The sequence below is a fragment of the Paenarthrobacter aurescens genome, from assembly GCF_025421775.1.
In the GTDB taxonomy this organism is placed as follows: Bacteria; Actinomycetota; Actinomycetes; order Actinomycetales; family Micrococcaceae; genus Arthrobacter; species Arthrobacter aurescens_B.
Genome location: NZ_JAOEFX010000004.1, coordinates 164,283 through 188,773, shown reverse-complemented (window position 1 = coordinate 188,773; position 24,491 = coordinate 164,283). Strand labels below are relative to the sequence as shown.

Below are 24,491 nucleotides of genomic sequence, written 5' to 3'. Positions count from 1 at the left end.
AACGGCGTCACACCACCGGCGAGTTCATCAGTGCGACCGTGATGAGCAGGGCAATCCCGAACATCGGCAGGCAAAGAATGATGTTCGTCAGGCGGTTGTCCCTCATCACGGCCACAAACTCCCGGAGGAACGCGCTGGGCACAAAGTACCTGGCAGTCGGAGCACCCACCACCTCGGCGTTGATCTTCTGCCGACGGGACAGGAGGGCGGCGCGGAGCACGTGGTAGTTGTTGGTACACACCAGAAGCGGCCCTTGGACACCTTTTTCGGCCAGCAGCGCAACGGAATACGCGAGGTTTTCCCGGGTGGTGGTGGCCTTGTCCTCCTCCAACACGTCGCCGGAAGCGGCGCCCTTGGCCACTAGGTAATCCTTCATTGCCGAGGACTCCGGCCGCGGCTCATCCGGGCCTTGGCCCCCGGAAGGTACCAGGACGGGCCTGACCGGTGTGACGCCGTCGTAAATTTCCAAAGCCTTGTTCAGGCGCGCGGCGAGCAGCGGCGGGACCTTGCCCTCAATCAAGCCGGAACCGAGGACGATCACGGCAGCTGGATTGGGGCTGAAACGCATTTTGGAGTACACCACCGCGTACCCCAGGAAAACAACAAACGCACAACCAAGGTAGGCGCACAAGAAGAACGCCAGTGCGGCGATGCCCGCCAGGATGGGCTGCCCGCTCAGCACGAAAAGGAACGCGACTACCGGAGCGAGGAAAACCGCCAGTCCCACCGCGAACGGCAGGAAGCTGGTGATACTCGCGCCTTCCCTGCGGACCATGATGACGCTGTTCGCGATCAGGAAGCCGGCAAACACAAAGATGCTCACCACGGGCACCACCAAAACCACCAGGTTCAGCCACTCGAACCACGGATTCAGGTCAATCAGAAAGTCCAGGAGGGCCTGCAGCAGGAACCACGCCGCTACCAGCAGGAGCACGCCATTTCGGAGCCGGCGCCGGTCCGACTGAAAGGAGGCAAGGAAGAGGCCCGCGAAGAGAAGTCCAAGGACCAGGGTCAGCATGGTCCAAGCCTATGCGGTGCCGCTACGGCGCGGGGGGTGCCTCGTAGGATTCGGGCATGATGCCCTCGCCGGTGGCCACATGGGTCTGCATGCCGGGAACGACGTCCGTGTTCTGCGCGCTGACCGCAAGCCAGCGGCCATCACTTTGGCGAACAGCCGTGAAACTGATGACTCCCCGCCTGGGTCCGGATCTTTCGCCGGCCGGCGTGATCTGGCCTGTCATGAACCACCTCGCATGGACAACGGCGGCGTCGCTCCCAAGCTCCCGGACCTTGACCTTTTCCAACACCATCTCCGTGTCCGGAAACATGTGCCGGAATCCGTAGTCGTGGTTGAACTGGATCTGCCGACGGTTGTTCCACCACATGCCCACCACGTTGACGAAGTCGGCATCTTCCACAAAGAGCCCAGCCAGAGCTACGGGATCAGCCACGTTCCATGCGCGGGCGAAACCATCAGCTACGTCGCGGGGGCTCGGTGTCATGGAAGCGGTCCTTCTGCAGGTGACGCAGCGGCGAGTAACTCAAGCCCCGCCGGAAGGCAGCTGCTGCACCCTCCACGCAATGATTTCGCGGATGAGTTCGGTGGGGAGCGGGGTTTTATGGGGCAGCTTGATGGCGTGCCCGGTGGTTCCGTAATCTGCCAATTCCGCCGAGAAATGTTCAATCGCATCAGGCGTCGGATAGAACCCGATGTGTTGCTTTGTTCCGGTGAAGAAGAACAGCGGCTCGGTGCCGAGCTTGAAGGTGGGCATCCGCCAACTGATTGATTCTTCCGCTCCATCAGGCACGGCCGAGCGGATCATGTCGTACACGGCCAACAACCGCTGCCGCACATCGCCGTCGTACTGGTCGATGTACCCGCTGATCGAGGTGGCTGTCATGGAGGTCCTCCTTTTCGCCCACTACATGTGCACGACAATCGCATCTGGAGCGATGGCGCACACTCGATCATATTCCAGCGATCTGCTGGGCGAAGTCGTTGAGTGCGGCAGCTACAGCGTCCGGATTGCTCAACGTGGCGTAGTGGCCGCCAGGAATCTCTACCGGTTCGATTCCCAGCCGGTCGCGAATTTGGCGCCTCATGAACGACCGTGGAAAGAAGAGGTCGTCACGGCACAGAATCCCCAGGGTTGGCACGTCCGGATGGTTGCCAGGCCAAGGTCCCGACATCCAGGCGCCTTGTTGGTCGCGCTCCCTGTTGGTTGCCTGCTGCGCCAAATCTGCAGGGACGAGATTGAAATATGGCTCTTCGGGGATGGACTCACGGTCATGTCCCGTGTTGGTCCACCAGTCGCCAAAGGTCTCGCCAGGCATCGGAATCATTGCGGAGAGGTACACCAAGCCGTCGGAGTGGAGCTCTTCGCAGGCCAAGGGTGCCGTGAAGCCACCCAGCGAGTGCCCCACCACGATGGTGTGCCGGGCATCGCCAACCGCTTCCGTCACCGCGCGGGTGTAGTCCTCGAGTCCGGCATCAACATCTTCGATGGGCAAGTCGACGGCCACCACACCATGTCCGGAAGCTTCAAGCAGTGGGCGGACCAGATGCCAATCCCACGCGGTGGAACCACCACCGTGTATCAGTACGAAAACTGCCATCATGCCCCCGCTTCAACTCAGGCCGTGTGTGCTGTCACCAGCGCATCCGGCTTACTCTGGACGGCACCCGCGGCTGTTTCCACGGGGAGCCCGTTCCGGATCCAATACTCGATGCCGCCGATCATTTCCTTCACGGAATAGCCGAGTTCGGCGAAGGCGAGTGCAGCGAACGTGCTGCCGTTGCATCCTGGCCCCCAGGAGTACACGACAACCTGCGAACCAGCCGGCACCAGCTCAGCGGCACGGGACGGAATCTTGGCGGTTGGAATATGTACCGCACCTGGAATATGTCCGTGGTCCCACGAGGAACGCCGGCGGGTGTCCACCACAATCACTGAGCCGGGCTGCGACCCGGCGACTTCCATAACGTCGATCTCGCACTGCAGCTTGGCGCGGAAATAGTCTGACGCACTCATGGTCATGCGAGTTTCGCCAGCTTCGCAGACGCCCGGCGTGAACCGAGCTTGGCGGAAATCCGGAGGCTCGTCTCCGCCGCCATCGGCCCGACTTCCCGGACGCGCTTGGCGGTCATCCGCGACGACAAGGACGACACGGACAAAGCTGCCACCACGTGATCGTCGTGCCCAAAGATCGGCGCGGCGACGCAGCGCACTTCCGGCTCATTCTCCCGATCATCAATGGAATAGCCTCGTCGCCGGATGGCTTCAAAGTCAGCGCGCAGCAAAGCCGGATCCGTGATGGTCTTTTCAGTGAGTGGCTGCAGTTCGGAGGCGAGGATGGGCCCCACCACCTCCTCGGGACTGAACGCGAGCATTGCCTTGCCAACGGCAGTGCAATAGGCCGGCATGGTGGCGCCCACCCGCGACGCCATGCGCACCGTTGCCTCGTCCTCCACCTTGTCCAGGTAAACCACGTCGTGCCCGGAAAGCACCACCAAGTGGCAGGTGCTTTCCGTGGCACGCATGAGGCTGCGGAGCTCGCCGTTGGCGACACTGCGCAGATCCACGCGGTCAAGATAAGACTGGCCCAGGCGCAAACAGCCGTGGCCCAAGCGGAACTTGCCCGTCTCGTGGTCACGCTCCAACAGGTTTTCCTCCAGCAACGGCGCGGCGAGACGCAGCAACGTGCTCTTGTTCAAGCCGGAGAGCCGGGCGAGCTCCACGAGCGCAAGCCCATCTCCGTTGCCGGGTTCCTCCGCCACGACGGACAGCAGAGCCAACGCTTTGCGGAGAGATGCCGAGGAGTTCCGGGCATCCTTGCCTTCAATAGTCACTCAGTTCCTTACAAGCTGCTCGGCGTCGTAATCGCGCTTCCAACCCTCCACGCCCGGGCGCTGCTGCCATGGCGTTGGACCGGACAACGGCCGGTATTCCACACCCATGGCCTCGAGCCGCGCCAGATGTGCACTTGTGAGTCGGGTCAGGAACTCATCGTAGTCCCGGCCCTCCGGCTTGGACCAGAAGACTTCGGCGATCGCGCTAAGACGCGGGAACGCTGCGAACTGCACTCGGCGCGGTGAGTCCAAGTGCTCAGTCCAGATATTGGCTTGGGCTCCCAGCAGACGGCCCGGGAAGTCCGTGCCCTCAAGACCTGGCAGCGGCTCAAACTCGTAAACAGCCTGCAGCGTGGTCACGAAACCAACGGGCACTGGTTCGTCGTCACCATCGGCTTGGCGGTGGTCGAGGTAGAGCTTGTGCTCGGGGCACATCACCACGTCGTAGCCATTGCGGAGAGCGTCGATGCCGCCTTCATAGCCGCGCCAGGACGCCACGAGCGCACCGTCCGGAAGGCCGCCGTCGCCGATTTCATCCCACACGGATGTGGCGCGGCCGTGGCCCTTCAGATGCACCGCAAGCTGCCCGACGAACCAGCTGTGCAAGCCGGAAACGTCGTCCAAACCCAGCTCGGCGGCCTTGGCATGCGCCTGGGCACTGGCCTGCCATTGGGTCAGAGGGACTTCGTCGCCGCCGAGGCTTATCCACGGGGAGGGGAAGATCTCCACCACTTCGTCCAGCACGTGCCGGTAGAACTCGAGCGAGGTTTCGGACACTTCCAGGACGGTCTCGTTGATACCCCAGCGTGTCCACACCTCCACAGGCGCTGAATCGTCGGCTGGGGCCGCGCCGAGCTCCGGATACGCCGCGATGGCCGCCTGGCTGTGGCCCGGAACGTCCACCTCCGGGATGACCGTGATGTGCCGGTCAGCGGCGTAGGCCACGATCTCCCGCAGGTCGTCTTGTGTGTAAAAGCCGCCGTGTGGGCGGCCGTCGAAAACGCCTGCACGCCAGGAACCCAGCGACGATTCACGGCGCCAGGCACCCGTTTCGGTCAGCTTGGGATAGCGGTTGATCTGGATCCGCCAGCCCTGATCGTCGGTGAGATGCAGGTGGAGGACGTTGAGTTTGTGCATGGCCATCACGTCGATGAACCGGAGCACGTTGTCCTTGGGCATGAAGTGCCGCGCAACATCCAGCATGGTCCCGCGGTAGCCGAAACGCGGCTTGTCCTCCACGGAAACCCGCGGAACCGACCATCCCTCAACAGCCCCCACAGGAGCCTGCCGCAGCGCAGCCGGTCCCATCAACTGCAGAAGCGTCTGTGCACCGTAGAACGCACCTGCGGCACCACCAGCAGAAATCACGACGGCGTCACTCACCTCCAAGCGGTACGCCTCGGCGTCGAGCGCTGGGTCAAGCAGGAGGAGGATGTCCGCGTCGTTGGCCGGCGCGGGAGCCAGGTCCCAACCGGTGGCTGCCCCCAAAGCCCGGACGAGCCAGCGGCGGATACCGGCGAACGCAGGATCCGCACCCAAGGTTGCGCCGGCGTCGAGCTCCAACTCGCCTGTCCCCGCGGAGAAGGACCACGGAGCTGGGACCAGCTGGTGAACCGCGCTCATCCCTTCACCGCCCCGGCCAGTCCGGACACAAGCTTGCGCTGGACTGATACGAAGAAGATCAGCACAGGAATGGTCATGATGACCGAGCCGGCCATGATGGCTCCCCAATCGTTTTGGTCGGGCTTGAAGAACGTCAGCAACGCCATGGGCAGCGTCTGGTTCTCCTGGGCGGAAATGATGAAGGTCTTGGCGAACAGGAAGTCGTTCCACGTGGAAATGAACGAGAACACCGAACATGCCACCACACCCGGCGCCACCAAGGGGAACAGGATGGAGCGGACAAACCGGAAGCTGCTGGCGCCGTCCAACCGGGCGGCTTCTTCAACTTCCAGCGGAACAGCTGCCACGAAGCCGCGAAGCATCCAGATGGCGAAGGGGATGCTGAACCCCACGTGAACCAGGACCAGCGAACCCAGCTGGTTCAGGCCCACCAAGGGGATGGCCTCGCCTGCGTTGCGCAGCAGGAAGAACAGCGGAATCGTCAGGGCTTCAACAGGCACCATCTGCGATACCAGGATGATGATCAGCAGCTTGGTCCGCATCTTGAAGTTGTAGCGGGTCAACGCCACAGCCGCGAGAAACGCCAGCACGGTGGAAAGCACCACCACCACAAGAGCCACGATCACGCTGTTCAGGAAGTACTGGCCAAAATTGTTCACACCCAGGACACGCCCAAACGAGTCCAGCGACGGTTCCAATGTGTACGGCGCCGCATCACCGGCGTCGAGCGCTGTTTTGGGCTTCAGCGCGGAAAGCACCATCCAGAACAGCGGGAAGGCAACGATCAGCGCGATGACGATCGCCGCGGCGTCGGCGCCGAAACGCCGCTTGCCTTGCTTGCGAAGCTTCTGCGGCGCCTCATCATTGGTGGTTCGGCGCGAGACTGGTGAAACGTCGACGGCGGTCATAGGGCTTCGCCTGTTCTCTTGAGGATCCGGAGGTAGACAAGCGTGATGACCATGAGGAGTGCGGTCATGATCACGCCCAGCGCTGAACCGAGGCCGTACAGGCTCGCGGCGAAGGCCTGCTGGTAGCCGTAGACGTTCAGCACCAGGTTCTGGCCCGCAATGCCACCGCCGTTGGTCATGATGTAGATCTGCGAGAAGATCTTGAAGTTCCAGATGATGGATTGGATGGTCACCACAATCACGATTGGCCGGAGCATCGGGAGCATGATGCTGCGGGCAATACGTGGCATGGACGCGCCGTCGATCCTCGCGGCTTCAATGACCTCGGTGGGGATCGCCTGGATGCCTGCATAGACAGTGACCAGCACGAACGGGAACGAGCACCACACCACTTCACTGGCGACGAGCCCGAACGCCGACCACTTGTCGTAGGTCCAGGAGTATCCCTCGAACTGCGTCAGCCCGATGGCCACCAGCGTCTTGTTGACCAAACCCAAGGTGGGCTCGAACAGGAACAGCCACACAGCGCTGCCCGTGACTGCCGGGGTAGCCCACGCGCCGAGCGACACCACGAACAGCATCGAGCGGACCCACGGACGCAGCCTGGTTGCCAGCACCGCCAGCGAACTGCCCACCAGCAAGGTGAACACCACACAGGCGGTGGCGAAGACGACCGTGTTGCCAAGGACCGTCCAGAACTGCGGATCGGCGAAGAGCTTCTGGTAGTTCTCCAAACCGACGAAGTTCAGGGGCGCCTTGCCGCTGACCTGCGCCTGGCGGTAGTCATACAGCGAGACGTTGATCAGCTGGAAGATCGGGTAGCCGAGCAGTGCGATCAGGACGATGAAGGCCGGGGCAAGGTAGAGCCAGGGCTCCAGGCCACGCTTTCCGTTGGAGAAACGCCGGGACTTGCGTGCCGCCGTCGTCGATCCCTTACCTGGTGTGCCGCCTTGGGGCGCATCGGGCAGAACCGGGGTGAGCGCTGTCATGACGCGCCTTCGGTTGGCGATGTGGTGCAGCTTGGTGACGTGGTGCAGCTTGGTGAGGGGGCGCAGCGCATTACTTGGACCCGAATGCCGTGTTCATGGCCGTTGCGGCCTCGGTGGTTGCCGCGTTCACGTCAGCCTTGCCCGTAACCACCTTCTGGTACATGCCCGTGAAGACACCCTGGGCGTCGATGGTGGACCAGTTTTCCGTGACCGGAACAAACTTGGTACCGGCGCCGAGAGTGTTGATGAAGGGTTCAACCTGCTTGTTGTTCTCCGCCACGGACTTCTGGACATCGCTGAACGTGGGGAGGTTGCCCATGGAGTCGAACATCTTTTGCTGGTACTTCTTGCTGGCCAGCAGCTTCACGAAGTCAGCTGCGAGGGTGCGGCGTTCGCTGCTGTTGAAGACGCCCAGGTTGTTGCCGCCGGCAAATGCGGGTGCGATGGAACCGGCAGTCTTGCCGGGAACGGGAACCACTGCGAACTTGTCCTTGATGGCGCTGGCGGCAACGGCCTTGTAGTTGAAGTCGCCACCGATGGTCATGGCCGACTTACCGGCAATGAACTGCTGCACGCTTGCGTTTCCACCGAACTCAGCGCAGGTCTGGGCCGGGCAGATGTCGTCCTTGAGGAGGCGCGTGTAGGCCGCGACCCCTTCGCGGGACTCAGTCGAGTCCAAACCGGAAACGAACGTGTCACCTTCCTTCGTGGCGATCTCGCCGCCATTGGCCCAGAGGTACGGCATGGCGGAGAACTGCGCGGCGCCACCCACGGAGATACCCAGCAGGTCCGGGTTTGCTGCCCGGACAGCGCGGGCGACGGTTTCTACCTCGTCCAGTGTCTTGGGAACCTCCAGGCCGAGCTGCTGCAGGAGGTCCGTGCGGTAGTAGAGGGCACGAACGCCGACGAACCACGGCACTCCGTAGTTCTTGCCGTCGATTTCGGTGGTATCCAGGATCTTCTGGTCCAGGTCCTTTGCTTCGTCCCAGGACTTGATGTCCTCGGTGACGTCGGCCAGGCCACCGGATGCCACGTAGCTGGCCAGGTCGGTGTTGCCGAACTCAGCCACATCCGGCGCGCTGGAAGGATCGTTGAACGCGGCCTTGAATCGTTCGGCCCGGCTGTCTACCGGAATGTACTGAACATCGATCTTGGCACCACTGTGTGCCGCTTCGAATTCAGTAACGGCTTCCTTGACCACTGCGGACTTGGGATCCTGGTTGACCTCGGAGAAGAGCCAGACGCGGACCGTGCCGGTCTGCTCGTCCGAGCTGGAGGCTGCGTTGTTCGAAGTGGGCGGAGCGCAGGCGGTCAATGCGAGCGCTGCGATGGCTATTGCCGCGGCGGAGCGTGCGAGTTTCAAGTGTCCTCCATGGAGAAAAGTTGGGTTCCGCGGGACTTCCCCCTCCGCGGCTATGAAACCAAACACTATGAACGGGTAGGTGTGGGCGGAAGCACATTTGCCAAAAGGTTTGCATTGCAAAACAAGAATCCAGTTTTTGGGCATTTTGGTCTATACCAAGACGTGTTTTCCTGCATGCGGACGGGCATGTTTGCGCATGAGGAATGCGGCAAGCTCTCGCCCTTTTCGAGGCCCGGCGGTAGAGTGCCGCCTATGGCGCGGGGGAGCGTCCTGGCACTTTGGGGGGATTTCAGTGGGAACTGTTGTCAGTGATTCAGCAACGCCTGCGTTCAGCTTTATCGGCCGGGTGCGGTCCCGGCGGGGCACCATGGTTGCAGCCGCCGGAGTAGCGGCGCTCCTGCTTGCCGGGATCCCGGCTGTTCCTGCCGAGGCGGATGTCATCACGGACACCCTTGGTGTGGGGCCAAATGGTCATGACGTTGCAGTTAACGCGCTCACGAACACTGTGTACGTGGCCACGGAGGACGGGCTGACCATCGTGAACGGCACAACGCATGCCATCACCAAGGTAAATACAGGCGGAATAGCGGACGCCGTGGCAGTCAACGAAGCCACGAACAAGATCTACGTTGGCAACAGGGTTACCAATCCGGGCGGAAGTGTGGCTGTGGTTGACGGCACCACGCTTGCCGTGACCATGGTCCCGGCCGGGGCGCAAACCGAAGACATCGTAGTCAATCAAAAGACGAACAAAATCTACGTTGGTACCCGCTCCGGGCTGTACGTGATCAATGGAACGAACAACCAGAGCACACAAATCACTACGAGTCCGTCAAGTGACCTCTCCATCAATCAGGCAACCAACAAGATTTACGCGTTGAGCGGCGGGGTGATGGTCATCGACGGATCCACCAACGCCGTCAGCCACCTCGATGCCGGCCACGACGTTGCCGCGCCTGTCGACCTGGCCATCAATGCGGCCACCAACCAGGTCTACGTAGCCCTCAAGGTAAGAAACTACATGGAGCTCAACGTCATTGACGGGGCTACCCACGCTGTTGGAGGGCTGTTCTCCAGCTACGACACCAGCCCCACCGAACTCACCGTCGACGAAACGCGAAACAAGGTCTACCTGGGCCGTTCGCTCGGGGGCGGACTCGGACCCACAACGGGAATAGTGTCCATCTTCAACGGCGGAGGTGGGGGACGCATCGATATCAGGACGGGCCTGCTTCCTTCCGAAATCGCCGTCAACCGAACCACCAACAAGCTGTATGTTTCCACGGAAAATGGCGGCACCACCGTCATCGATGCTGCCAGTTTCGCCGCGACCACATTGAACACCGGGGGCGCGGCGGATGTGGCCATCAACGAGTCGACGAACAAGATCTACGTCACGGAACCACCCGGCTCATTGAACGTCATCGACGGAAACAGCCCGACGCCCCTGAAGAACGACTTCAGCGGCGACAGGAAGACTGACCTCCTCGCCCGCGACGGATCAGGCGTGTTGTGGCTATACCCCGGAAACGGCACTGGCGGCTGGCTCCCCCGCGCCCAGGTGGGATCCGCCTGGAACTCCATGACCGCCGTCGTCAGCCCGGGCGACTTCAACGGTGACAAGAAACCGGACATTCTTGCCCGGGATGGTGCGGGGCATTTGTGGATGTATCCGGGGAACGGTGCGGGGAATTGGCTGCCACGGGTCCACGTGGGTTCAGGCTGGGGGATCATCTCCGCAATCGTCACTCCCGGCGATTTCAATGGCGACGGAACAGCCGACATCCTCGCCCGTGATACCTCAGGGACCCTTTGGCTTTACCCCGGCAACGGGCGCGGCGACTGGCTGCCACGAACCAACCTCGGGGCCGGCTGGAATTCGCTGACGGCAATAGTCGGTTCGGGCGATTTCAACAGTGACGGCACTCCCGACGTCCTCGCCCGTGACGGCTCCGGAGTCCTCTGGCTTTATGGCGGTAACGGCTCCGGAGGCTGGCGGTGGGACCGCCAGCAAGTCGGTGAGGGATGGAACAGCATGACGGCCATCCTCGCCCCTGGGGACTTCAATGGTGACGGGCGGCCGGACATAGTTGCCCGCGACAGCACCGGCGCCCTTTTCCTCTACCCGGGTGCGAGTGGAAGCGGCTGGCTGCCCACAGTCCGGATCGGAACAGGCTGGAACGCCATGTCCGCCATCCTCTGACGCTATCGCTTAAAGATACCCCCAGGGGGTACTTGATTTAATACCCCCTTGGGGTATATGTTGGGTCCATGAGCAAGGTAGACCTGAGCGCCAATCACCCGAGCGTGGATGCCCCCGTCATCGAAGGTGACGTGCAGCCCGCATCACCGCACGGCTACACCAGCAACAAGGACGCTTACCTGAAGCGCCTGAAACGCATTGAGGGCCAAGTCCGTGGGATCGCCCGCATGGTTGAGGACGATAAATACTGCATCGACATCCTTACCCAGGTAGCGGCCGCGACGAAGGCCCTGCACGCGGTCAGCCTTGGGCTTGTTGAGGAGCACATCGGCCATTGCGTCGTTGGCGCTGCCTCCGAGCCCGATCCCCAAGCCCGCGCCGAGCAGATCGACGCCAAAGTCAAGGAGGCAACTGATGCAATCGGGCGCCTGCTGCGGTAACTCCGCCACCAACCACCACTCCATCCAATCCACCAAGGAGCACGCCATGAGCCAGACCATCCAGACCAACGTGAACGTTTCCGGCATGACCTGTGGCCACTGCGTTTCCAGCGTGAGCGAAGAACTTGAAGCACTCAGCGGTGTTGAGGGCGTAGCCGTAGACCTCAACCCGGGTGGCCTGACCACCGTGACCATCACCTCATCCAAGGAGCTCTCGCCGTCGGAAATTGGCGAAGCCGTGGCAGAAGCCGGCTACCTGGTGGTAGCCAACGAAGCTTAGGAGTCCTCTTGAACAGCCAGGAGACTTTCAACAAACCCGCACCCAGGGTCATCGAACTGGACATCGAGGGCATGACCTGCGCCTCATGCGTCAATCGAGTGGAACGAAAACTGGGCAAACTTGAAGGCGTCGAGGCAAGCGTCAACCTGCCCCTCGAATCAGCCCACGTCACGGTCCCCGGGAACGTGACGGACCAGCAAATTGTGGACACGGTCAACGCGACAGGCTACAAGGCCACCGTCCGCCAAGTCCCGGCGCCGCACACCCGTGGACACAATGAACATGAACACCACGGCAACGAGGCTCCGGAAGCAGGGCACGCTGCGCACGGGAATCACATGGAGCATGGCCCGTCCGCGTCGACACTCCGGCCCCGCCTGATGGTCGCCGCTGCCTTGACCGTGCCGGTGTTCGCGATCTCGATGATTCCCGCCCTCCAGTTCGCCAACTGGGGATGGGTCGTCGGCGCCTTGGCTTTGCCTGTGGTGAGCTGGGCAGCTTGGCCGTTCCACAGGGCCGCGGCCATCAACGCGAGGCACTTCGCCTCCACCATGGACACACTCGTCTCCATCGGCGTCATCGCCGCCTACCTTTACTCGGCGTGGCAGCTGTTCGCGGATCCCCGCATGACCGAACACCCCGGTATGGAAAGTATGTCCGGAGGGGGGCTGTACTTCGAGGTCGCGGCAGTGGTCACCACCTTCCTGCTCCTTGGGCGCTACCTTGAGGCGAACGCAAAGGCCAAGGCAGGCAATGCGCTCAAGGCACTGCTGAACCTGGGGGCCAAGGACGCCACGATTCTGGTGGACGGCACGGAGCAGAAAATCCCCGCGGATCAGCTCCTGGTGGACGACCTCATCGTGGTTCGCCCGGGCGAGAAAATCGCTACCGATGGCGTGGTGACGGACGGTGCATCTGCCGTCGACGCCTCGCTGGTTACGGGCGAGTCAGTGCCGGTCGAGGTCGGACCGGGCAGCCTGGTAACGGGCGCTACGATCAATACGTCCGGCCGTCTGCTGGTCCGTGCAACCCGTGTTGGTTCGGACACGACGCTCGCCCAGATGGGTCGTCTTGTCAGCCAGGCACAGACCGGAAAAGCACCTATTGCCCGGCTCGCGGACAGGATCAGTTCTGTCTTTGTGCCAATCGTGCTGGTCATTGCCCTGGTGACGTTCCTGCTGTGGCTGTTCTTCTCCGGTGACCTCAACGCAGCCTTCACGGCCGCCGTCGCTGTCCTGGTTATTGCTTGCCCCTGCGCCTTGGGGCTGGCCACTCCCGTCGGTCTGCTGACGGGAACGGGCCGCGGCGCTCAGCTGGGCATTCTCATCAAGGGCCCACAGGTCCTTGAGGACACCCGGCACGTGGACACTATCCTGCTGGACAAGACGGGCACCGTGACCAGCGGCAAGCTCGCTGTGGACCACACTGTGGGACTCAATGGCTACTCCCCCACCACCGTCCTGACACTGGCAGGAGCCGTTGAAGCCGCTTCCGAGCACCCGATCGCCCACGCGATCGCCGCCTCGGCGCAAGAAGCACTGCACGACGCCGGCAGCCTGCCTCGCGTAGAGGGCTTCAGTTCAGCTCCTGGCGGCGGAGTGCGGGGAACCGTTGTGCTGGAAGGCACTGCCAGGACTGTGGTGGTTGGACGTTCCGGCTGGCTCGAGGAGAACGGCATCACCCTCGAGGCGAGCCATCGGGAGGCGTTGACTGCCGAGGAAAACGGTGGTGCCACAGCCATCTGGGTGGCAGTCGACAGCGAGCCTGCCGGCATTGTCAGCCTGAGTGACACCATCAAGCCCGGTTCGGCAGCAGCAATCCAGAAGTTGAAGGACCTGGGCATCCGCCCCATCCTGTTGACCGGAGACAACGCCGCCGTGGCCGCCCAAGTGGCTGCCGCCGTCGGGATTTCACCTGAGGACGTGTTCGCCGGCGTACTGCCGGAGGGCAAAGTTGAGGCGGTCCGGAAGCTTCAGGCGTCGGGCGCCACGGTGGCCATGGCGGGCGACGGCGTCAATGACGCGGCGGCCTTGGCGCAGTCGGATCTTGGTATCGCGATGGGTTCGGGCACGGATGTTGCCATCGAGGCTTCAGACCTGACGGTCATGGGCAGCGATCTGGGTCAACTGGTGCAGGCGATTGAGCTGTCCCGCAAGACCCTGTCCACCATCAAGACCAACCTGTTCTGGGCGTTCTTCTACAACGCGATCGGTATTCCGGTGGCAGCACTCGGATTCCTGAACCCGATGATCGCCGGCGCAGCAATGGCGGCGAGCTCGGTGCTGGTAGTAGCGAACTCGCTGAGGCTTCGGTCCTTCGGGAAGTAGACCCGGAAAGCGAACAGGGGCCCGGGCTAGGCCGTCCCGAAACGGACGGCCGACCGGGCCTTTGCCTTGGCTGCTTCCTCGTCACGGTTCTTCGCCGGAGCGTGGCTCACCAGGGAGTCCAGGAGATGCTGCGTAATGTGGGCGATCTCGTGGACTGCCTCGGCAAAGGCTTCCTCGTTGGCTTTGGAAGGCTTGGTGGAACCGCTGATTTTGCGCACGTATTGCAGTGCTGCGGCCTCCACTTCGGCGTTCGTGGCATGCGGTTCGAAGTTATGCAGGGTCCTGATATTGCGGCACATAAACCCATGCTAACCATGGGCAGTGCTGCATGGGGAGGGGTGCCCATCGACGGGTTTGCGATTCCCGGGATAGGTTTTAGCTATTGGATCTTCCGGATGAGCCGGAGGCCGCTGGGGATGCCGAAGAGCTCGGGTCCGAACAAATGAAGGAGAATCTCATGGCTATTTGGGGTGCAGATGTTGATCAGCTTCGTCAGCTCGGTAACAAGCTGAAGGCAGGTGCCGAGAACATCGAGCAGCAGCGTTCACAGCTCAAGGGCGCACTTGACGGCACCGACTGGAAGGGTCCGGACGCTGACAAGTTCCGCGGCGAGTGGGACAGCCAGCACGCTTCGAACCTGAAGAAGGTTGCCGACGCACTGCGTGAAGCCGGCGATCGCGCTCAGAAGAACGCTGAGCAGCAGCAGCAGGCTTCCAACTAAGACAGTTGGGAAAGGCCCCGGACGCAGCAGCGTCCGGGGCCTTTCGCTTTAAGTTCTGCCGCCTAGCCTTGCGGCGCCTTGGCGATGTGACCGGAGGGGACGGGTTCGACGTCGTTCGGGTGATCCAGAGCCCTTGCCGCAGCCGCGCGTCGGTCTCCCCGTAGCTCGTCAATGCGGACCAGAACGACGCCGCCCACAATGAGCAGTCCACCCAGCAGCTGAATCGAACCCGGAAGTTCGCCCAGCAGCAACCATGCCCACAACACCGCGAAGAGCACTTCCGTCAGGGATACGAACGATGCCACCTTGGAACCCAGGCTGCGGGCCGCCATGATCCCGGAAACGTAAGCAAGTACCGTCGCCAGGATGACGAGACCCAGTACCGAGACCCACCACGGCGTCGTCCACGGCCCAAGCGTGGTGTCCGCGGTACTGAAGGTCATCGGCAACAGGCCAACGATCCCTATCAGCCACATGGTGAGTGCGCCCACAACAAGGCCGCCGGAGGCCAGAACCAGCGGGGGAAGCGTGTCATTCTCCTTGGCGGTGATGAAGAAGTAGATCACAAGGCACACAGCGGCGGCCATGCCCCAGAGGACTCCAATGAAGTCGACCTTGACGGCACCCGTGAGGTCGAGCACCAACACCAAACCGCCCAACGAGAGCAGCGCGCCCGCGGAAGTCAATGCCCGGGGCCGGCGCCGGCTGGCGATCCACAGCCACAGCACGATCATCACCGGGGCCAGGTATTCGAGCAGCAGTGCGACGCCCACGGACAGCCGCGCCACGGCGTTGAAGTAGAACAGTTGGCAGCCCGCCACCCCGATGAAGCCGAACAGCAGGATGGTGAGCCAGTTGTCCTTCAGCTGGTGCCAGCGTCCGCGAAGAACCACGACGGCGGGAATCACCAGAATCAGGGCGGCGCCAGTGAGGCGCACGGCAACTGCGGCGCCAGGTGACCAGCCGGTTTCCAGCATGGATTTGGCGAACGAGCCGGACGTACCAAAAACTGCGGAAGAAAACAGTGCGATGCCGAGTCCTGATGCCAGGAAACCTTTTGCATCAGCCTTCGTCGTTGGAGCTGACACAGCAGCCTCCTGTCAGGAGTAAAGTGGGCTTATGGTCATGACAGTACTCCCGAAACATGTAAGGAGTCAAAGTGCTTTTTGCGCCTGACACCGAGGTTGCACTCCGTAGCGTCGTCAATCTGATCAATACGGCCGCCAACGGGGAGGATTCGCTCGCCACCATGGAGGACCTCGACGCGTTCCTGGATGCCGAAGAATTCACGGGCTCACGGGTCAACTCCCCCGCGGAACTGAGCAGCATCAAGCGTCTTCGCAGCGAACTGGCGGCACTTTGGAGTGCCGACGAGGACACTGCAGCCAAGTCCGTCAACAAGCTCCTCATCGACGCCAAAGCCCTTCCCCAACTCGTAAAGCATGACCGCTGGGACTGGCACCTCCACGCCACCACACCGGAAGCGCCACTGGCCGACCGGATGGGCACGGAAGCCGCGATGGCCATCATCGACGTGATCCGCAGCAAGGAAATGGAGCGCATGCGCGTGTGTGCCGCAGACGACTGCGACGCCGTGGTGCTGGACCTTAGCCGAAATCGCTCCAAGCTCTACTGCGACACCGGAAACTGCGCCAACCGCGCCCATGTGGCCGCGTACCGGGCGCGCAAGGCCGCAGAAGGAGACTAGCGCCAGCGCTCCGCCGAAATGGCCTCCCGGCATGCCTGCAATTGGGCGCCGCTTCCACCTCGAAGCCTGGTGACGAAGGTCACAATCTGATTCACGACACGATTCCGCATCCCCCTATACCTACCCCTCAGAAGAAGAACAGCGTCGCCTCCCACGGAGGCTGCGGCCGAGGTATCAGGGAATAGGAATCACATGCGGAAGCAGTTGGGGCACGTGCGTGCTCACGTTCGAGGCAGGTTGGGTGAGAGGGCAGGGCATTCGATGTTCGCCCTCATGGCTTCCGTGCTTCTCGTCCTGGTTGGAATGACGGCCTTCGGCGTGGTCGGGTCGTCTGCTCCCGTGTCCGCAGCGCCGGGTTCACCCGGCGTCACGCAACCGGGCATCCAAATCTACAGCGAAGACTTCTCAAACCAGAGTGCTGCCACGGCGCCGATCCCCCTTGGCATCTACACCGGCAGCGCTGCGGCGCAGACTGAGCGCTACACCGCTGGCGCTGCCTGGTCTCCGGGTTCAGGGGCCTGCAACGGCTGGATCCTCAGGCAAGGGACTCCGGTGCCCGCCAATGGCGGCGGCATCACCAATAACGATCAATGCCTGCGAAACGGGGCGTTTACCCACCTCGGCAACATGGCCTTCGCCATGGGCAAATACCAGGGCATGACCGACGCGCAAGCCCGGCAAAACCAGATCCTTAGCGAATACACCAACGACCCCAGCTCAAACCAAGCCGCCGGCCTGCAGCTCCAAACCACCAAGAACAGCATCCCGACCATCGCTGGCCACTACTACGCCGTCTCGGGCATCTTCGGTGAGGCGAACTGCTTCTCCAACCATGCGAGCCAGGAATTCGCCATCCTGGTCAACGGAGTAGCCAACGTTGTTGGCAGCAACCTGGACCCTTGCGCAGACGCCAGCCGCCAAGTCATCGTGGTTGACAACACCAACTTCAGCGTGGCCAAGCTCCAGTCCGCTGCCATCCAGGTGCCGCTGACCGGCGCGACGCCCACGCTCGGCATCCGCGTCCGTAACCTGACTGCGACCGGCACCGGCAACGACGTCGGTTTCGACCTTCCCCAGCTGGTGGACGTTACGCCCCAGTTGGACAAGGCCTTCTCCCCCGCCTCGATCTTCCAGGGCCAGAACACAACGCTCACCTACACGGTCACCAATACCTCTGACCTGATGGCCAAAAACGGGTGGCACTTCGTCGACAACCTCCCCGCCGGCCTGACCGCCAGTGGCCCCCTCGGTGGAACCTGTGTTCGCACCGCGGGTACCGTATCGGCTGGCACTGTTGATGTCACCGGAAACCTCGCTCAAGGCAGCGCTTCCTGCACCATCACGGTGACGGTCACCAGCAACACCCCCGGCGTCTACAACAACTCCGGATGCGTGGCCAATACCGGCGCAGCAATCCCGGATTGCGTCAACAACTTCCCCACCATCACCGGCCTGTACTCTCCCGGCACGGCACCCTTGACCGTTCGCCCGCTTGTGGACCTGTCCATCACCAAGGACGACAACCTGGACTCGTACACCCCTGGCCAATCCATCACCTACACGGTGGTTGTCCATAACGACGGACCAAGCGATGCCGTCAACGCGACGTTCACTGACCCCCTGCCCGCTTCCATCCAGGGCGCTACCTGGACGTGTGCGGTCACGGCACCCGGAACAGCAACGCTCTCCCCTGCCGGCCCCACAGCGTGCAACGCTCCCAGCGGCTCAGGAAGCGTCTCCGGCACAGTCCGGATCAACACCGGTGGAACGCTGACATACACCATCACTGGAACCATCGCTCCGAATACCTCCGGGACTATCTCCAACACAGCCACCATCGTGCCTGCAGCTGAGACCGCAGTGCCCAACATGCCTGGCGGCGGACCAATCCCGGTTCCAGGATCAACCACCATGGTTCCCACCGTGGACCCTGCCTGCCCGCCGGCCCCCGGCATCGGCTGTTCCGCGACTGTCACCACACCCGATGTTCCAGGGTGGACCATCGCCAAGACCGCCACAGTGGATGGGGTTGCCTCCAACGGCCAGACCGTCAAGCCCGGCGACACCATCACCTACACCGTGACGGCCTCCAGCAACCGAGGCCAGATCGACGGCATCGTCCTGACTGATGACCTGTCCGACGTCCTGGACCAGGCTGCGTTCGTCCCCGGCTCCGCCGTCCTGACAATCGGTACCGCTACTCCCATCCCGGTGGCCGGCCCTGTGGCGCCGTCAACCACGCTGACAACCCCTGCCTTCAGCCTCAGTACGGGCCAGACGGCCACGCTCAGCTACGAGGTCACCGTCAATGAGGGTGCCTGGAGTGCCCAGCTGGTCAACGTCGTCACCGGCGAAGGCAGCGTCGCACCCCTACGCTGCGCAGCCAACACCACCCCACTGGCGCCAGAGTGCTCAACCACGCACCTGACACCAGCCAAGATCCTCATCGAGAAGGTCGGCGAATCGTCCGACTCCACGTGGGTTCCCATGGCTGGCTCCACCTGGGCCATCCACAACGATGCCAACGGCGCACCGGGGGCTGTTATCAGCAGCTACACAGTCTCCCCCATCACTTCGCAAACCGGCCAGTTCCAGCTCGAAGGCATCGATCCGGGCGTTTACTGGCTCGAAGAAACCACTGCTCCGGAAGGCTTCAACCTCCTGGCTGAGGCCGTGCAGTTCACCATCGCGCCCAATGGCGCCGTGACACTCGGGCAAGGAAGCGGCGCAGGAGTCGTCACCGCCAGCGACGACGACGCCAACGGAATCTTCCTGGTTACGGTTCGCGACGTCCCCGCACTGAAACTTCCGGAATCCGGCGGTGTTGGTTGGTGGCCATTCACGGCGGGCGGAGCAGCACTGCTTCTGACCGCATTGGTCCTGGCCCGCCGCAACGTGCGCAGCACACGAAACCACCTGTCTGCCTAACTCAAGCCCCGGTCCCGCCGAACCCGGCGGGACCGTATCTCCAAAGTGTTCGTTCCCGAGCATCGCAACACCACCAAGAAAGAGGAAAATAGTGAGTAATCACAGCTCCCGGCGTGTTTGGAAGACCGCCGCCGCCACCATTGCCGGGGCGGTGCTGGCAATGTCCTTCTCCGTGGCTCCGGCGTCGGCCGCACCGTTGGTTGATGGCGACCAGATCGGTTCCATCACCGTTCACAAGTTCGAGCGCCCGGCTACGCCCAGCGGCCTGCCCAACAACGGCACCGCCGTCGACACCACGGGCCTTACGCCTTTGGCTGGCATCGAGTTCACCGTCCAGCAGGTCAACGCTCTAGACCTGTCCACCAACGCAGGGTGGGACGCCGCGCACAACCTGAGCAGCGTCTTCTCCCCCGCTGATCCCTCTGGCTCCATCAACGGCGCCGGGTTCACCCTCGGTACCGGCCAGGCACAGACCACTGACGCCGCAGGCACCGCAACCTTCGGCAGCCTTCCCGTCGGCCTGTACTTGGTGACGGAAACCAATTACCCCTCCGGCGTGACGCCGGCGGCTCCGTTCCTGGTGTCCGTTCCGTTGACCGACCCGGACAACAACGACAACTGGATCTACGACGTCCACGTTTACCCCAAGAACTCCATCACGGGTGCGGAAAAGACCGTCACGGACGCTCCTGACGTCAAGCTCGGCGACCAGATCGACTTCACCATCACCGGCGACATCCCGAACGAAGAAGTCATTGATGGCTACAAGATCGTGGACGCTTTGGACGACAAGCTGACCTACGTTGGCGCCTCGGCTACCCTGACCAACGGCACCGCAATCGCCGAGGGCACTGACTACACCGTGGAATTCGATGCCGCCAGCAACACGGCTTCCATCGTCTTCACCCCCGCTGGCCTCCTGCTGCTGGCCGCTAACAACGACGCCCGCGTTCAGGTTGTTGTGAACACCACCGTGAACACCATCGGTGAGATCGAGAACGAAGCACTGGTTTACCCGAACCTGGGTAGCTTCACCGCCGTTCCGGGCGAGCCCGGCGGCCCCATCGTTACTCCCCCGGTTGTTACCAAGTGGGGCGAAATGACCCTGGAAAAGGTCAACGAGAACGGCGAAGCCCTTGCAGGTGCTTCCTTCTCGGTCTACGCCACTGAAGCTGACGCACAGGCCGGCACCAACCCGATCGTCCTCAACGGCCAGAGCACCTTCACCGTTGCTGCCGATGGAACCCTGACCATCTCCGGTCTGCGTTACTCGGACTGGGCCAACGGCGCTGCAGTTGCACCCGGTTCCGCCGACTACCGCACGTACTACCTGGTTGAAACCACCGCGCCCGAGGGCTACGAGCTGCTTGCCGAGCCGATCTCCTTCCTGATCAACTCTGCATCCACTGCGGTTGGAATCGACCTTGAGGTCAAGAACATCCCGTCCAACAGCGGCTTCGAACTGCCGCTGACCGGTGGCGCGGGAACCGGCGTTCTCTACGCAGCCGGCGCGCTGCTGGTTGCCGGTGCCGGACTCCTGCTGGTCCGTTCACGCCGGAGCACCACCAATAGCTAGTACCTGAGGACCCACAAGGGTTCCCAGCATGAACACCGGAGTGGGGAAGAACGCCAACACGCGCTCTTCCCCACTTTGCTTCCCAAAAGCACACCCCCAGGATTCTGATGACACAGCTTCAAACGCCCTTGCCGCAAGCCCACCGAAAACTCCGCGACGCGTGGAGCCTCCAACGCATCTTCATCGTTGTGGCCGCAATCCTTGGCGTCGGAGTGTTGCTCTACCCCACCGCGGCGGCCTGGTTCTCGGACCGCATCCACGCGACCGAGATCAGCGGCTACGTCAATACTGTTGAGAGCCTCTCGCCCTCCGCGCAGAAGGCGCTACTGGACGAGGCCCGGCAGTTCAACCAGGAACTGCCCTCCGGCCCGCTACGGGACCCGTATTCGCTGAACGAAAAGGGCGAGCAAACAGTGGTCGGCGCTGGCTCTGAGACCTACAAGAAGATGCTCGACGTCGGTCCGGGCGGCATGATGGGGCGCATCAGCATCCCCTCCATCAAGTCTGATCTGCCCATCTTCCACGGCACCGACGAAGAGACGCTGTCCAAAGGAGCAGGGCATCTCTTCGGCTCCGGTCTCCCGGTAGGCGGCGTAGGAACCCATAGCGTCATCACGGCACACTCAGGCTTCGTCAACGCAAAACTCTTCGACGATCTGGACCAAGTAGCTGAAGGTGACGTCTTTTCAGTCACGGTGCTCGGCGAGACCATCTACTACAAGGTGGACCAGATCAAAACCGTACTGCCTGAAGAAACCGATGATCTCCGCAAAGTCCAGGACAAGGACTACCTCACACTCGTGACATGCACACCTACCGGCGTCAACTCCCACCGCTTGCTGGTCCGCGGCGAACGCACGGATCCCCCCTCCGGCGATGCCGCACAGACAGTCCCCAGCCAGGCACTGGATCCCGGGTTCCCCTGGTGGGCCGTGGGCTTCATCGGCACCGCCGTCATCATTGTGGTGGTCACCCGGCCGCGAAAGTCCGCCCCGGCGGAGACCCCCGATGAGCATGGCGAAGAACCAGCAGACGACCTCGCCGACACTTTGTTGAGCTAGGACTTGCTGGGCTGGGACTTGCTGGGCTGGGCCGAACCACACGGCTCAGCCACGCATCAACCAAGCCACGCACCAACCAAGCCCTGCACCAACCAAGTCCGCCCATAAAAAAGCGCTCCCCCACCGACGTGAGGGAGCGCTGGCAGGTTAACGGCCGGCGTCGGGGGTTTCAGTCTCTTCGTCGGCATCCGGGGTGGCAGGACCGCCGTGGCCGGGACGCTTGGAGCTGAGGTTGATGCCGGAGCCCTGGCCGAGGTGGTCGGCGTTTTCCTTGTGGCTCATGGAAAGCATGGCTGCTACCACGAGGCTCACGATGAACGCGATGCCTGCGCCCGTGAAGGCGAGGTCGAACCGCGGGGCGTGTGCGCTGCCACCGGAGGCAAAGATGAGTACGGCAACGAAAGCCAGTACTGCAAAGAACGCGGAGAACATGAGGGGTCCCTTGACCGAGGTCCGCATCTTGCGCGGTTCTCCTGGTGTCTGGTCTGCCACGGTCATTCCTCCAATGATGGCGGTTGGTGTCCGCCGGTTTGCAAAAGTTCTACGACGAGTAGAACGTCCAGCTACTAGTTTACGGCCTCGGGCGAAGCCCCCGGCGCAGCAGCCTCAACTCCGCCGGAAACAGTGCGGGCGTCGTGCCGCAGAGTCAGTCCGGACAGCATCCACAGCACGCCGGAAATGATGGCTCCGCCGCCGGCAACACCCAACAGCGCGTGGGCTCCGAGGGAGGTGAAGAACGGCAGCATGACGGCCGTGCCCACGGAAACGATGCCGGAAACAAGCCAGTCGCGCGCCAACGAGTCCCTCTTCCGGAGACCGTGGACAAACTCGAGGAGGCCCAGAACCAGCAGGGCAAACATAGCGGAGAGGGCAACGCCCGCGTCAGACTGGGTGACCACGGCGCCGATGCCTCCAAGCGCGACAACCACCGGAACTGCAACCGGCAAGGAGCGGGACATCCACATGGCCCCGGCAGTAGCCAGCAGATACAGGCCAACAGCCCACGCCAGGACGTGCACGGACGGCGTTGCCCAGAAGATGGTGACCGCGCCGAACAACAGTGCAACCGTGGCACGGATCAGCACGGGTTTCCAGAGTCCGGCCACGGGGGCAGAAGGAGTCTGGGCGGGAATCGCTGGAAGAGTCACCCGTCCAGTTTAGTGCGAACCCAGCACCATCCACCGATCGGTCCGCGCGCGCAGCCCCAAAGTCACGCCACGGGCCAGCATGTAGCCCAACGCAAACGCGGCCCACAACCAGAAGAGCCCCGCCTCGCCGTCGGGCCTTGTTTGGTGGATGGCCACCAACAGCGGCAAATAGACCACCAGATTTACGACGCCGGCAATCGCCAGATACCGCGCATCACCGGCGCCTATGAGCACTCCGTCGAGGACGAAGACGTAGCCTGCCAACGGCTGTCCCACCGCAAGGACCCAGAGGGCGATGGTGAGGGCCGATCGAACGCCGGCGTCGGAGGTGAAGAGGTATCCGGCCCACGGTGCCGCGATGGCCAGGAGCACGCCGGTGACCACGCCGAATCCCAGGCCCCACCGGATCATGGTGCGGGTCAGCTCCCGGACGCGGTGGGCGTTCCTTGCGCCGAGCTCCTTGCCGATCAGGGCCTGGGCCGCGATGGCCAACGCATCCAGGGCGAACGCGAGGAACGAGAAAATGGTCATGGCCAACTGGTGCGCCGCCAGGTTCACGGCGCCCTGGGCAGTGACCACCAGGACGGTCGCGAGGATGGCGAGGCGCAGGCTCAGGGTGCGCAGCATGAGCCACGAACCCACCTTCGTCATCGCGCGGATGCCATGCCAGTCGGGCCTCAGGGACACGCCGTGTTGCCGCGCGTTTCGACTGACCATCACCAAGTAGACGGCGGCCATGGCCCACTGCGCGATGCTGGTACCGATAGCCGAACCCGCCACGGACATGTTCAGCCCGTAGACCAGGAACCAGTTGAGGGCAATGTTCAAGGCAAACCCAGCCGTAGCCACCAGCAGCGGAGTCCTGGTGTCCTGAAGCCCGCGAAGAACGCCGGTGCCCGCGAAGATCAGCAGCATCGCGGCCAGGCCCGGCATGGACCACCGCAGGTAGTCGACGGCGAATTCGCGCACATCCCCGGTTGCGCCCATGAACCCAACCAAAGGCTCGGCCGCCACGAAACCGACCACCGCGAGCGCCAGCCCCAACAGCAGTGCCAGCCATACGCCGTCGCGCCCTGCCGCCAAAGCCTTTCCCAACTTGCCATCGCCTATCGCACGGGCGACTGCGGGCGTCGTGGAATATGCCAGGAAGACCATAAGCCCCACGGCGGTGTGCAAAATGGTGGACGCGAGGCCAACACCTGCCAACTGGTCGACGCCCAAATGTCCCACGATTGCGGAGTCGGCCAGGAGGAACATTGGTTCGGCGATGAGCGCACCGAAAGCGGGGACGGCCAGGCGCAGGATCTCGCGGGCGTTGGATCGAGGCGTGGCGGTTGTTGTGGTTTGAGGCACTAAACAAGCCTAG

At 62.7% G+C, this 24,491-nt stretch carries 24 protein-coding genes; 9 read left to right on the top strand and 15 right to left on the bottom strand.

What is annotated here, in order from left to right; all coding sequences use genetic code 11:
* Positions 1-7: 7 nt before the first annotated feature.
* The 10 genes from N7568_RS09985 to N7568_RS09940 form a co-directional block, all read right to left on the bottom strand.
* A complete protein-coding gene (locus N7568_RS09985) occupies positions 8-1,018 on the bottom strand; it encodes a YdcF family protein (protein ID WP_261609675.1) in 1,011 nt (336 codons plus the stop codon).
* A 22-nt stretch (positions 1,019-1,040) separates the two neighbouring features.
* Positions 1,041-1,502 carry an SgcJ/EcaC family oxidoreductase gene (locus N7568_RS09980; protein WP_261609674.1) on the bottom strand — a complete coding sequence of 154 codons (462 nt, stop codon included), beginning with the start codon at positions 1,500-1,502 and terminating at the stop codon, positions 1,041-1,043.
* Positions 1,503-1,541: 39 nt separating this feature from the next.
* The gene (locus tag N7568_RS09975) at positions 1,542-1,901 is read right to left on the bottom strand and encodes an iron chaperone (RefSeq protein ID WP_261609673.1); all 360 of its coding nucleotides are present in this window, start codon (positions 1,899-1,901) and stop codon (positions 1,542-1,544) included.
* Positions 1,902-1,968: 67 nt separating this feature from the next.
* A complete protein-coding gene (locus N7568_RS09970) occupies positions 1,969-2,619 on the bottom strand; it encodes an alpha/beta fold hydrolase (protein ID WP_261609672.1) in 651 nt (216 codons plus the stop codon).
* A gap of 14 nt (positions 2,620-2,633) precedes the next feature.
* Positions 2,634-3,038: a rhodanese-like domain-containing protein gene (locus N7568_RS09965; protein WP_261609671.1), complete on the bottom strand. Its 405-nt coding sequence runs from the start codon at positions 3,036-3,038 to the stop codon at positions 2,634-2,636.
* Positions 3,035-3,850, bottom strand: a complete 816-nt coding sequence (locus N7568_RS25945) for an IclR family transcriptional regulator (RefSeq protein ID WP_261609670.1) — start codon at positions 3,848-3,850, stop codon at positions 3,035-3,037. The genes N7568_RS09965 and N7568_RS25945 overlap by 4 nt, the downstream gene beginning before the upstream one ends.
* Positions 3,851-5,473 (bottom strand): beta-N-acetylhexosaminidase, encoded by a 1,623-nt coding sequence (locus tag N7568_RS09955; protein WP_261609669.1) that lies wholly within the window; start codon positions 5,471-5,473, stop codon positions 3,851-3,853.
* Positions 5,470-6,381 carry a carbohydrate ABC transporter permease gene (locus N7568_RS09950; RefSeq protein WP_261609668.1) on the bottom strand — a complete coding sequence of 304 codons (912 nt, stop codon included), beginning with the start codon at positions 6,379-6,381 and terminating at the stop codon, positions 5,470-5,472. The genes N7568_RS09955 and N7568_RS09950 overlap by 4 nt, the downstream gene beginning before the upstream one ends.
* Positions 6,378-7,370, bottom strand: a complete 993-nt coding sequence (locus tag N7568_RS09945; RefSeq protein WP_261609667.1) for a carbohydrate ABC transporter permease — start codon at positions 7,368-7,370, stop codon at positions 6,378-6,380. The genes N7568_RS09950 and N7568_RS09945 overlap by 4 nt, the downstream gene beginning before the upstream one ends.
* Before the next feature lie 70 nt (positions 7,371-7,440).
* Positions 7,441-8,733 carry an extracellular solute-binding protein gene (locus N7568_RS09940; RefSeq protein ID WP_261609666.1) on the bottom strand — a complete coding sequence of 431 codons (1,293 nt, stop codon included), beginning with the start codon at positions 8,731-8,733 and terminating at the stop codon, positions 7,441-7,443.
* 292 nt (positions 8,734-9,025) lie between these two features.
* Here N7568_RS09940 and N7568_RS09935 point away from each other — a divergent pair, with 292 nt between their 5' ends.
* The 4 genes from N7568_RS09935 to N7568_RS09920 all read left to right on the top strand — a co-directional run bounded on the left by N7568_RS09935 (position 9,026) and on the right by N7568_RS09920 (position 13,983).
* Complete coding sequence (locus tag N7568_RS09935; RefSeq protein WP_261609665.1) at positions 9,026-10,936, top strand: FG-GAP-like repeat-containing protein; 1,911 nt, start codon at positions 9,026-9,028, stop codon at positions 10,934-10,936.
* 68 nt (positions 10,937-11,004) lie between these two features.
* Positions 11,005-11,376: a metal-sensitive transcriptional regulator gene (locus N7568_RS09930; protein WP_261609664.1), complete on the top strand. Its 372-nt coding sequence runs from the start codon at positions 11,005-11,007 to the stop codon at positions 11,374-11,376.
* Positions 11,377-11,422: 46 nt separating this feature from the next.
* Positions 11,423-11,656, top strand: coding sequence for a heavy-metal-associated domain-containing protein (locus tag N7568_RS09925; protein WP_261610007.1), 234 nt, complete (start codon positions 11,423-11,425; stop codon positions 11,654-11,656).
* Positions 11,657-11,664: 8 nt separating this feature from the next.
* Positions 11,665-13,983 (top strand): heavy metal translocating P-type ATPase, encoded by a 2,319-nt coding sequence (locus N7568_RS09920; RefSeq protein ID WP_261609663.1) that lies wholly within the window; start codon positions 11,665-11,667, stop codon positions 13,981-13,983.
* A 26-nt stretch (positions 13,984-14,009) separates the two neighbouring features.
* On the opposite strand, the gene N7568_RS09915 is transcribed toward N7568_RS09920, so the two are convergent.
* Entirely contained in the window at positions 14,010-14,282 is a 273-nt protein-coding gene (locus N7568_RS09915) for a DUF2277 domain-containing protein (RefSeq protein WP_231342225.1), read from the bottom strand.
* A gap of 158 nt (positions 14,283-14,440) precedes the next feature.
* Between N7568_RS09915 and N7568_RS09910 the strand changes: the two genes are divergently transcribed.
* A complete protein-coding gene (locus tag N7568_RS09910) occupies positions 14,441-14,704 on the top strand; it encodes a WXG100 family type VII secretion target (RefSeq protein ID WP_011776688.1) in 264 nt (87 codons plus the stop codon).
* A gap of 62 nt (positions 14,705-14,766) precedes the next feature.
* Here N7568_RS09910 and N7568_RS09905 read toward each other — a convergent pair whose 3' ends face one another.
* Entirely contained in the window at positions 14,767-15,792 is a 1,026-nt protein-coding gene (locus N7568_RS09905; RefSeq protein ID WP_261609662.1) for an EamA family transporter, read from the bottom strand.
* A gap of 71 nt (positions 15,793-15,863) precedes the next feature.
* Here N7568_RS09905 and N7568_RS09900 point away from each other — a divergent pair, with 71 nt between their 5' ends.
* From N7568_RS09900 to N7568_RS09885, 4 genes are all read left to right on the top strand, one after another.
* Entirely contained in the window at positions 15,864-16,412 is a 549-nt protein-coding gene (locus N7568_RS09900; RefSeq protein WP_261609661.1) for a CGNR zinc finger domain-containing protein, read from the top strand.
* A gap of 273 nt (positions 16,413-16,685) precedes the next feature.
* Positions 16,686-19,340, top strand: coding sequence for a SpaA isopeptide-forming pilin-related protein (locus N7568_RS09895; RefSeq protein WP_261609660.1), 2,655 nt, complete (start codon positions 16,686-16,688; stop codon positions 19,338-19,340).
* 91 nt (positions 19,341-19,431) lie between these two features.
* On the top strand, positions 19,432-20,916 hold the full coding sequence (locus tag N7568_RS09890; RefSeq protein ID WP_261609659.1) for a SpaH/EbpB family LPXTG-anchored major pilin: 1,485 nt from the start codon (positions 19,432-19,434) through the stop codon (positions 20,914-20,916).
* Positions 20,917-21,023: 107 nt separating this feature from the next.
* Positions 21,024-21,977 carry a class C sortase gene (locus N7568_RS09885; RefSeq protein WP_261609658.1) on the top strand — a complete coding sequence of 318 codons (954 nt, stop codon included), beginning with the start codon at positions 21,024-21,026 and terminating at the stop codon, positions 21,975-21,977.
* Positions 21,978-22,124: 147 nt separating this feature from the next.
* Here N7568_RS09885 and N7568_RS09880 read toward each other — a convergent pair whose 3' ends face one another.
* From N7568_RS09880 to N7568_RS09870, 3 genes are all read right to left on the bottom strand, one after another.
* Positions 22,125-22,475: a hypothetical protein gene (locus N7568_RS09880; RefSeq protein ID WP_261609657.1), complete on the bottom strand. Its 351-nt coding sequence runs from the start codon at positions 22,473-22,475 to the stop codon at positions 22,125-22,127.
* A 68-nt stretch (positions 22,476-22,543) separates the two neighbouring features.
* Complete coding sequence (locus N7568_RS09875; RefSeq protein ID WP_261609656.1) at positions 22,544-23,125, bottom strand: DUF308 domain-containing protein; 582 nt, start codon at positions 23,123-23,125, stop codon at positions 22,544-22,546.
* A gap of 9 nt (positions 23,126-23,134) precedes the next feature.
* Positions 23,135-24,478, bottom strand: a complete 1,344-nt coding sequence (locus N7568_RS09870; RefSeq protein ID WP_261609655.1) for an MATE family efflux transporter — start codon at positions 24,476-24,478, stop codon at positions 23,135-23,137.
* Between the last annotated feature and the right edge of the window lie 13 nt (positions 24,479-24,491).

Excerpts from the sequence above, each read along its gene's own strand:
- N7568_RS09950 (WP_261609668.1), bottom strand. The coding sequence starts at position 6,381 with ATGACCGCCGTCGACGTTTCACCAGTCTCGCGCCGAACCACCAATGAT.
- N7568_RS09945 (WP_261609667.1), bottom strand. The coding sequence starts at position 7,370 with ATGACAGCGCTCACCCCGGTTCTGCCCGATGCGCCCCAAGGCGGCACA.
- N7568_RS09985 (WP_261609675.1), bottom strand. The coding sequence starts at position 1,018 with ATGCTGACCCTGGTCCTTGGACTTCTCTTCGCGGGCCTCTTCCTTGCC.
- N7568_RS09885 (WP_261609658.1), top strand. The coding sequence starts at position 21,024 with ATGACACAGCTTCAAACGCCCTTGCCGCAAGCCCACCGAAAACTCCGC.
- N7568_RS09965 (WP_261609671.1), bottom strand. The coding sequence starts at position 3,038 with ATGACCATGAGTGCGTCAGACTATTTCCGCGCCAAGCTGCAGTGCGAG.
- N7568_RS09930 (WP_261609664.1), top strand. The coding sequence starts at position 11,005 with ATGAGCAAGGTAGACCTGAGCGCCAATCACCCGAGCGTGGATGCCCCC.
- N7568_RS09915 (WP_231342225.1), bottom strand. The coding sequence starts at position 14,282 with ATGTGCCGCAATATCAGGACCCTGCATAACTTCGAACCGCATGCCACG.
- N7568_RS09880 (WP_261609657.1), bottom strand. The coding sequence starts at position 22,475 with ATGACCGTGGCAGACCAGACACCAGGAGAACCGCGCAAGATGCGGACC.
- N7568_RS09910 (WP_011776688.1), top strand. The coding sequence starts at position 14,441 with ATGGCTATTTGGGGTGCAGATGTTGATCAGCTTCGTCAGCTCGGTAAC.
- N7568_RS09895 (WP_261609660.1), top strand. The coding sequence starts at position 16,686 with ATGGCTTCCGTGCTTCTCGTCCTGGTTGGAATGACGGCCTTCGGCGTG.
- N7568_RS09975 (WP_261609673.1), bottom strand. The coding sequence starts at position 1,901 with ATGACAGCCACCTCGATCAGCGGGTACATCGACCAGTACGACGGCGAT.
- N7568_RS09955 (WP_261609669.1), bottom strand. The coding sequence starts at position 5,473 with ATGAGCGCGGTTCACCAGCTGGTCCCAGCTCCGTGGTCCTTCTCCGCG.
- N7568_RS09970 (WP_261609672.1), bottom strand. The coding sequence starts at position 2,619 with ATGATGGCAGTTTTCGTACTGATACACGGTGGTGGTTCCACCGCGTGG.
- N7568_RS09925 (WP_261610007.1), top strand. The coding sequence starts at position 11,423 with ATGAGCCAGACCATCCAGACCAACGTGAACGTTTCCGGCATGACCTGT.
- N7568_RS09980 (WP_261609674.1), bottom strand. The coding sequence starts at position 1,502 with ATGACACCGAGCCCCCGCGACGTAGCTGATGGTTTCGCCCGCGCATGG.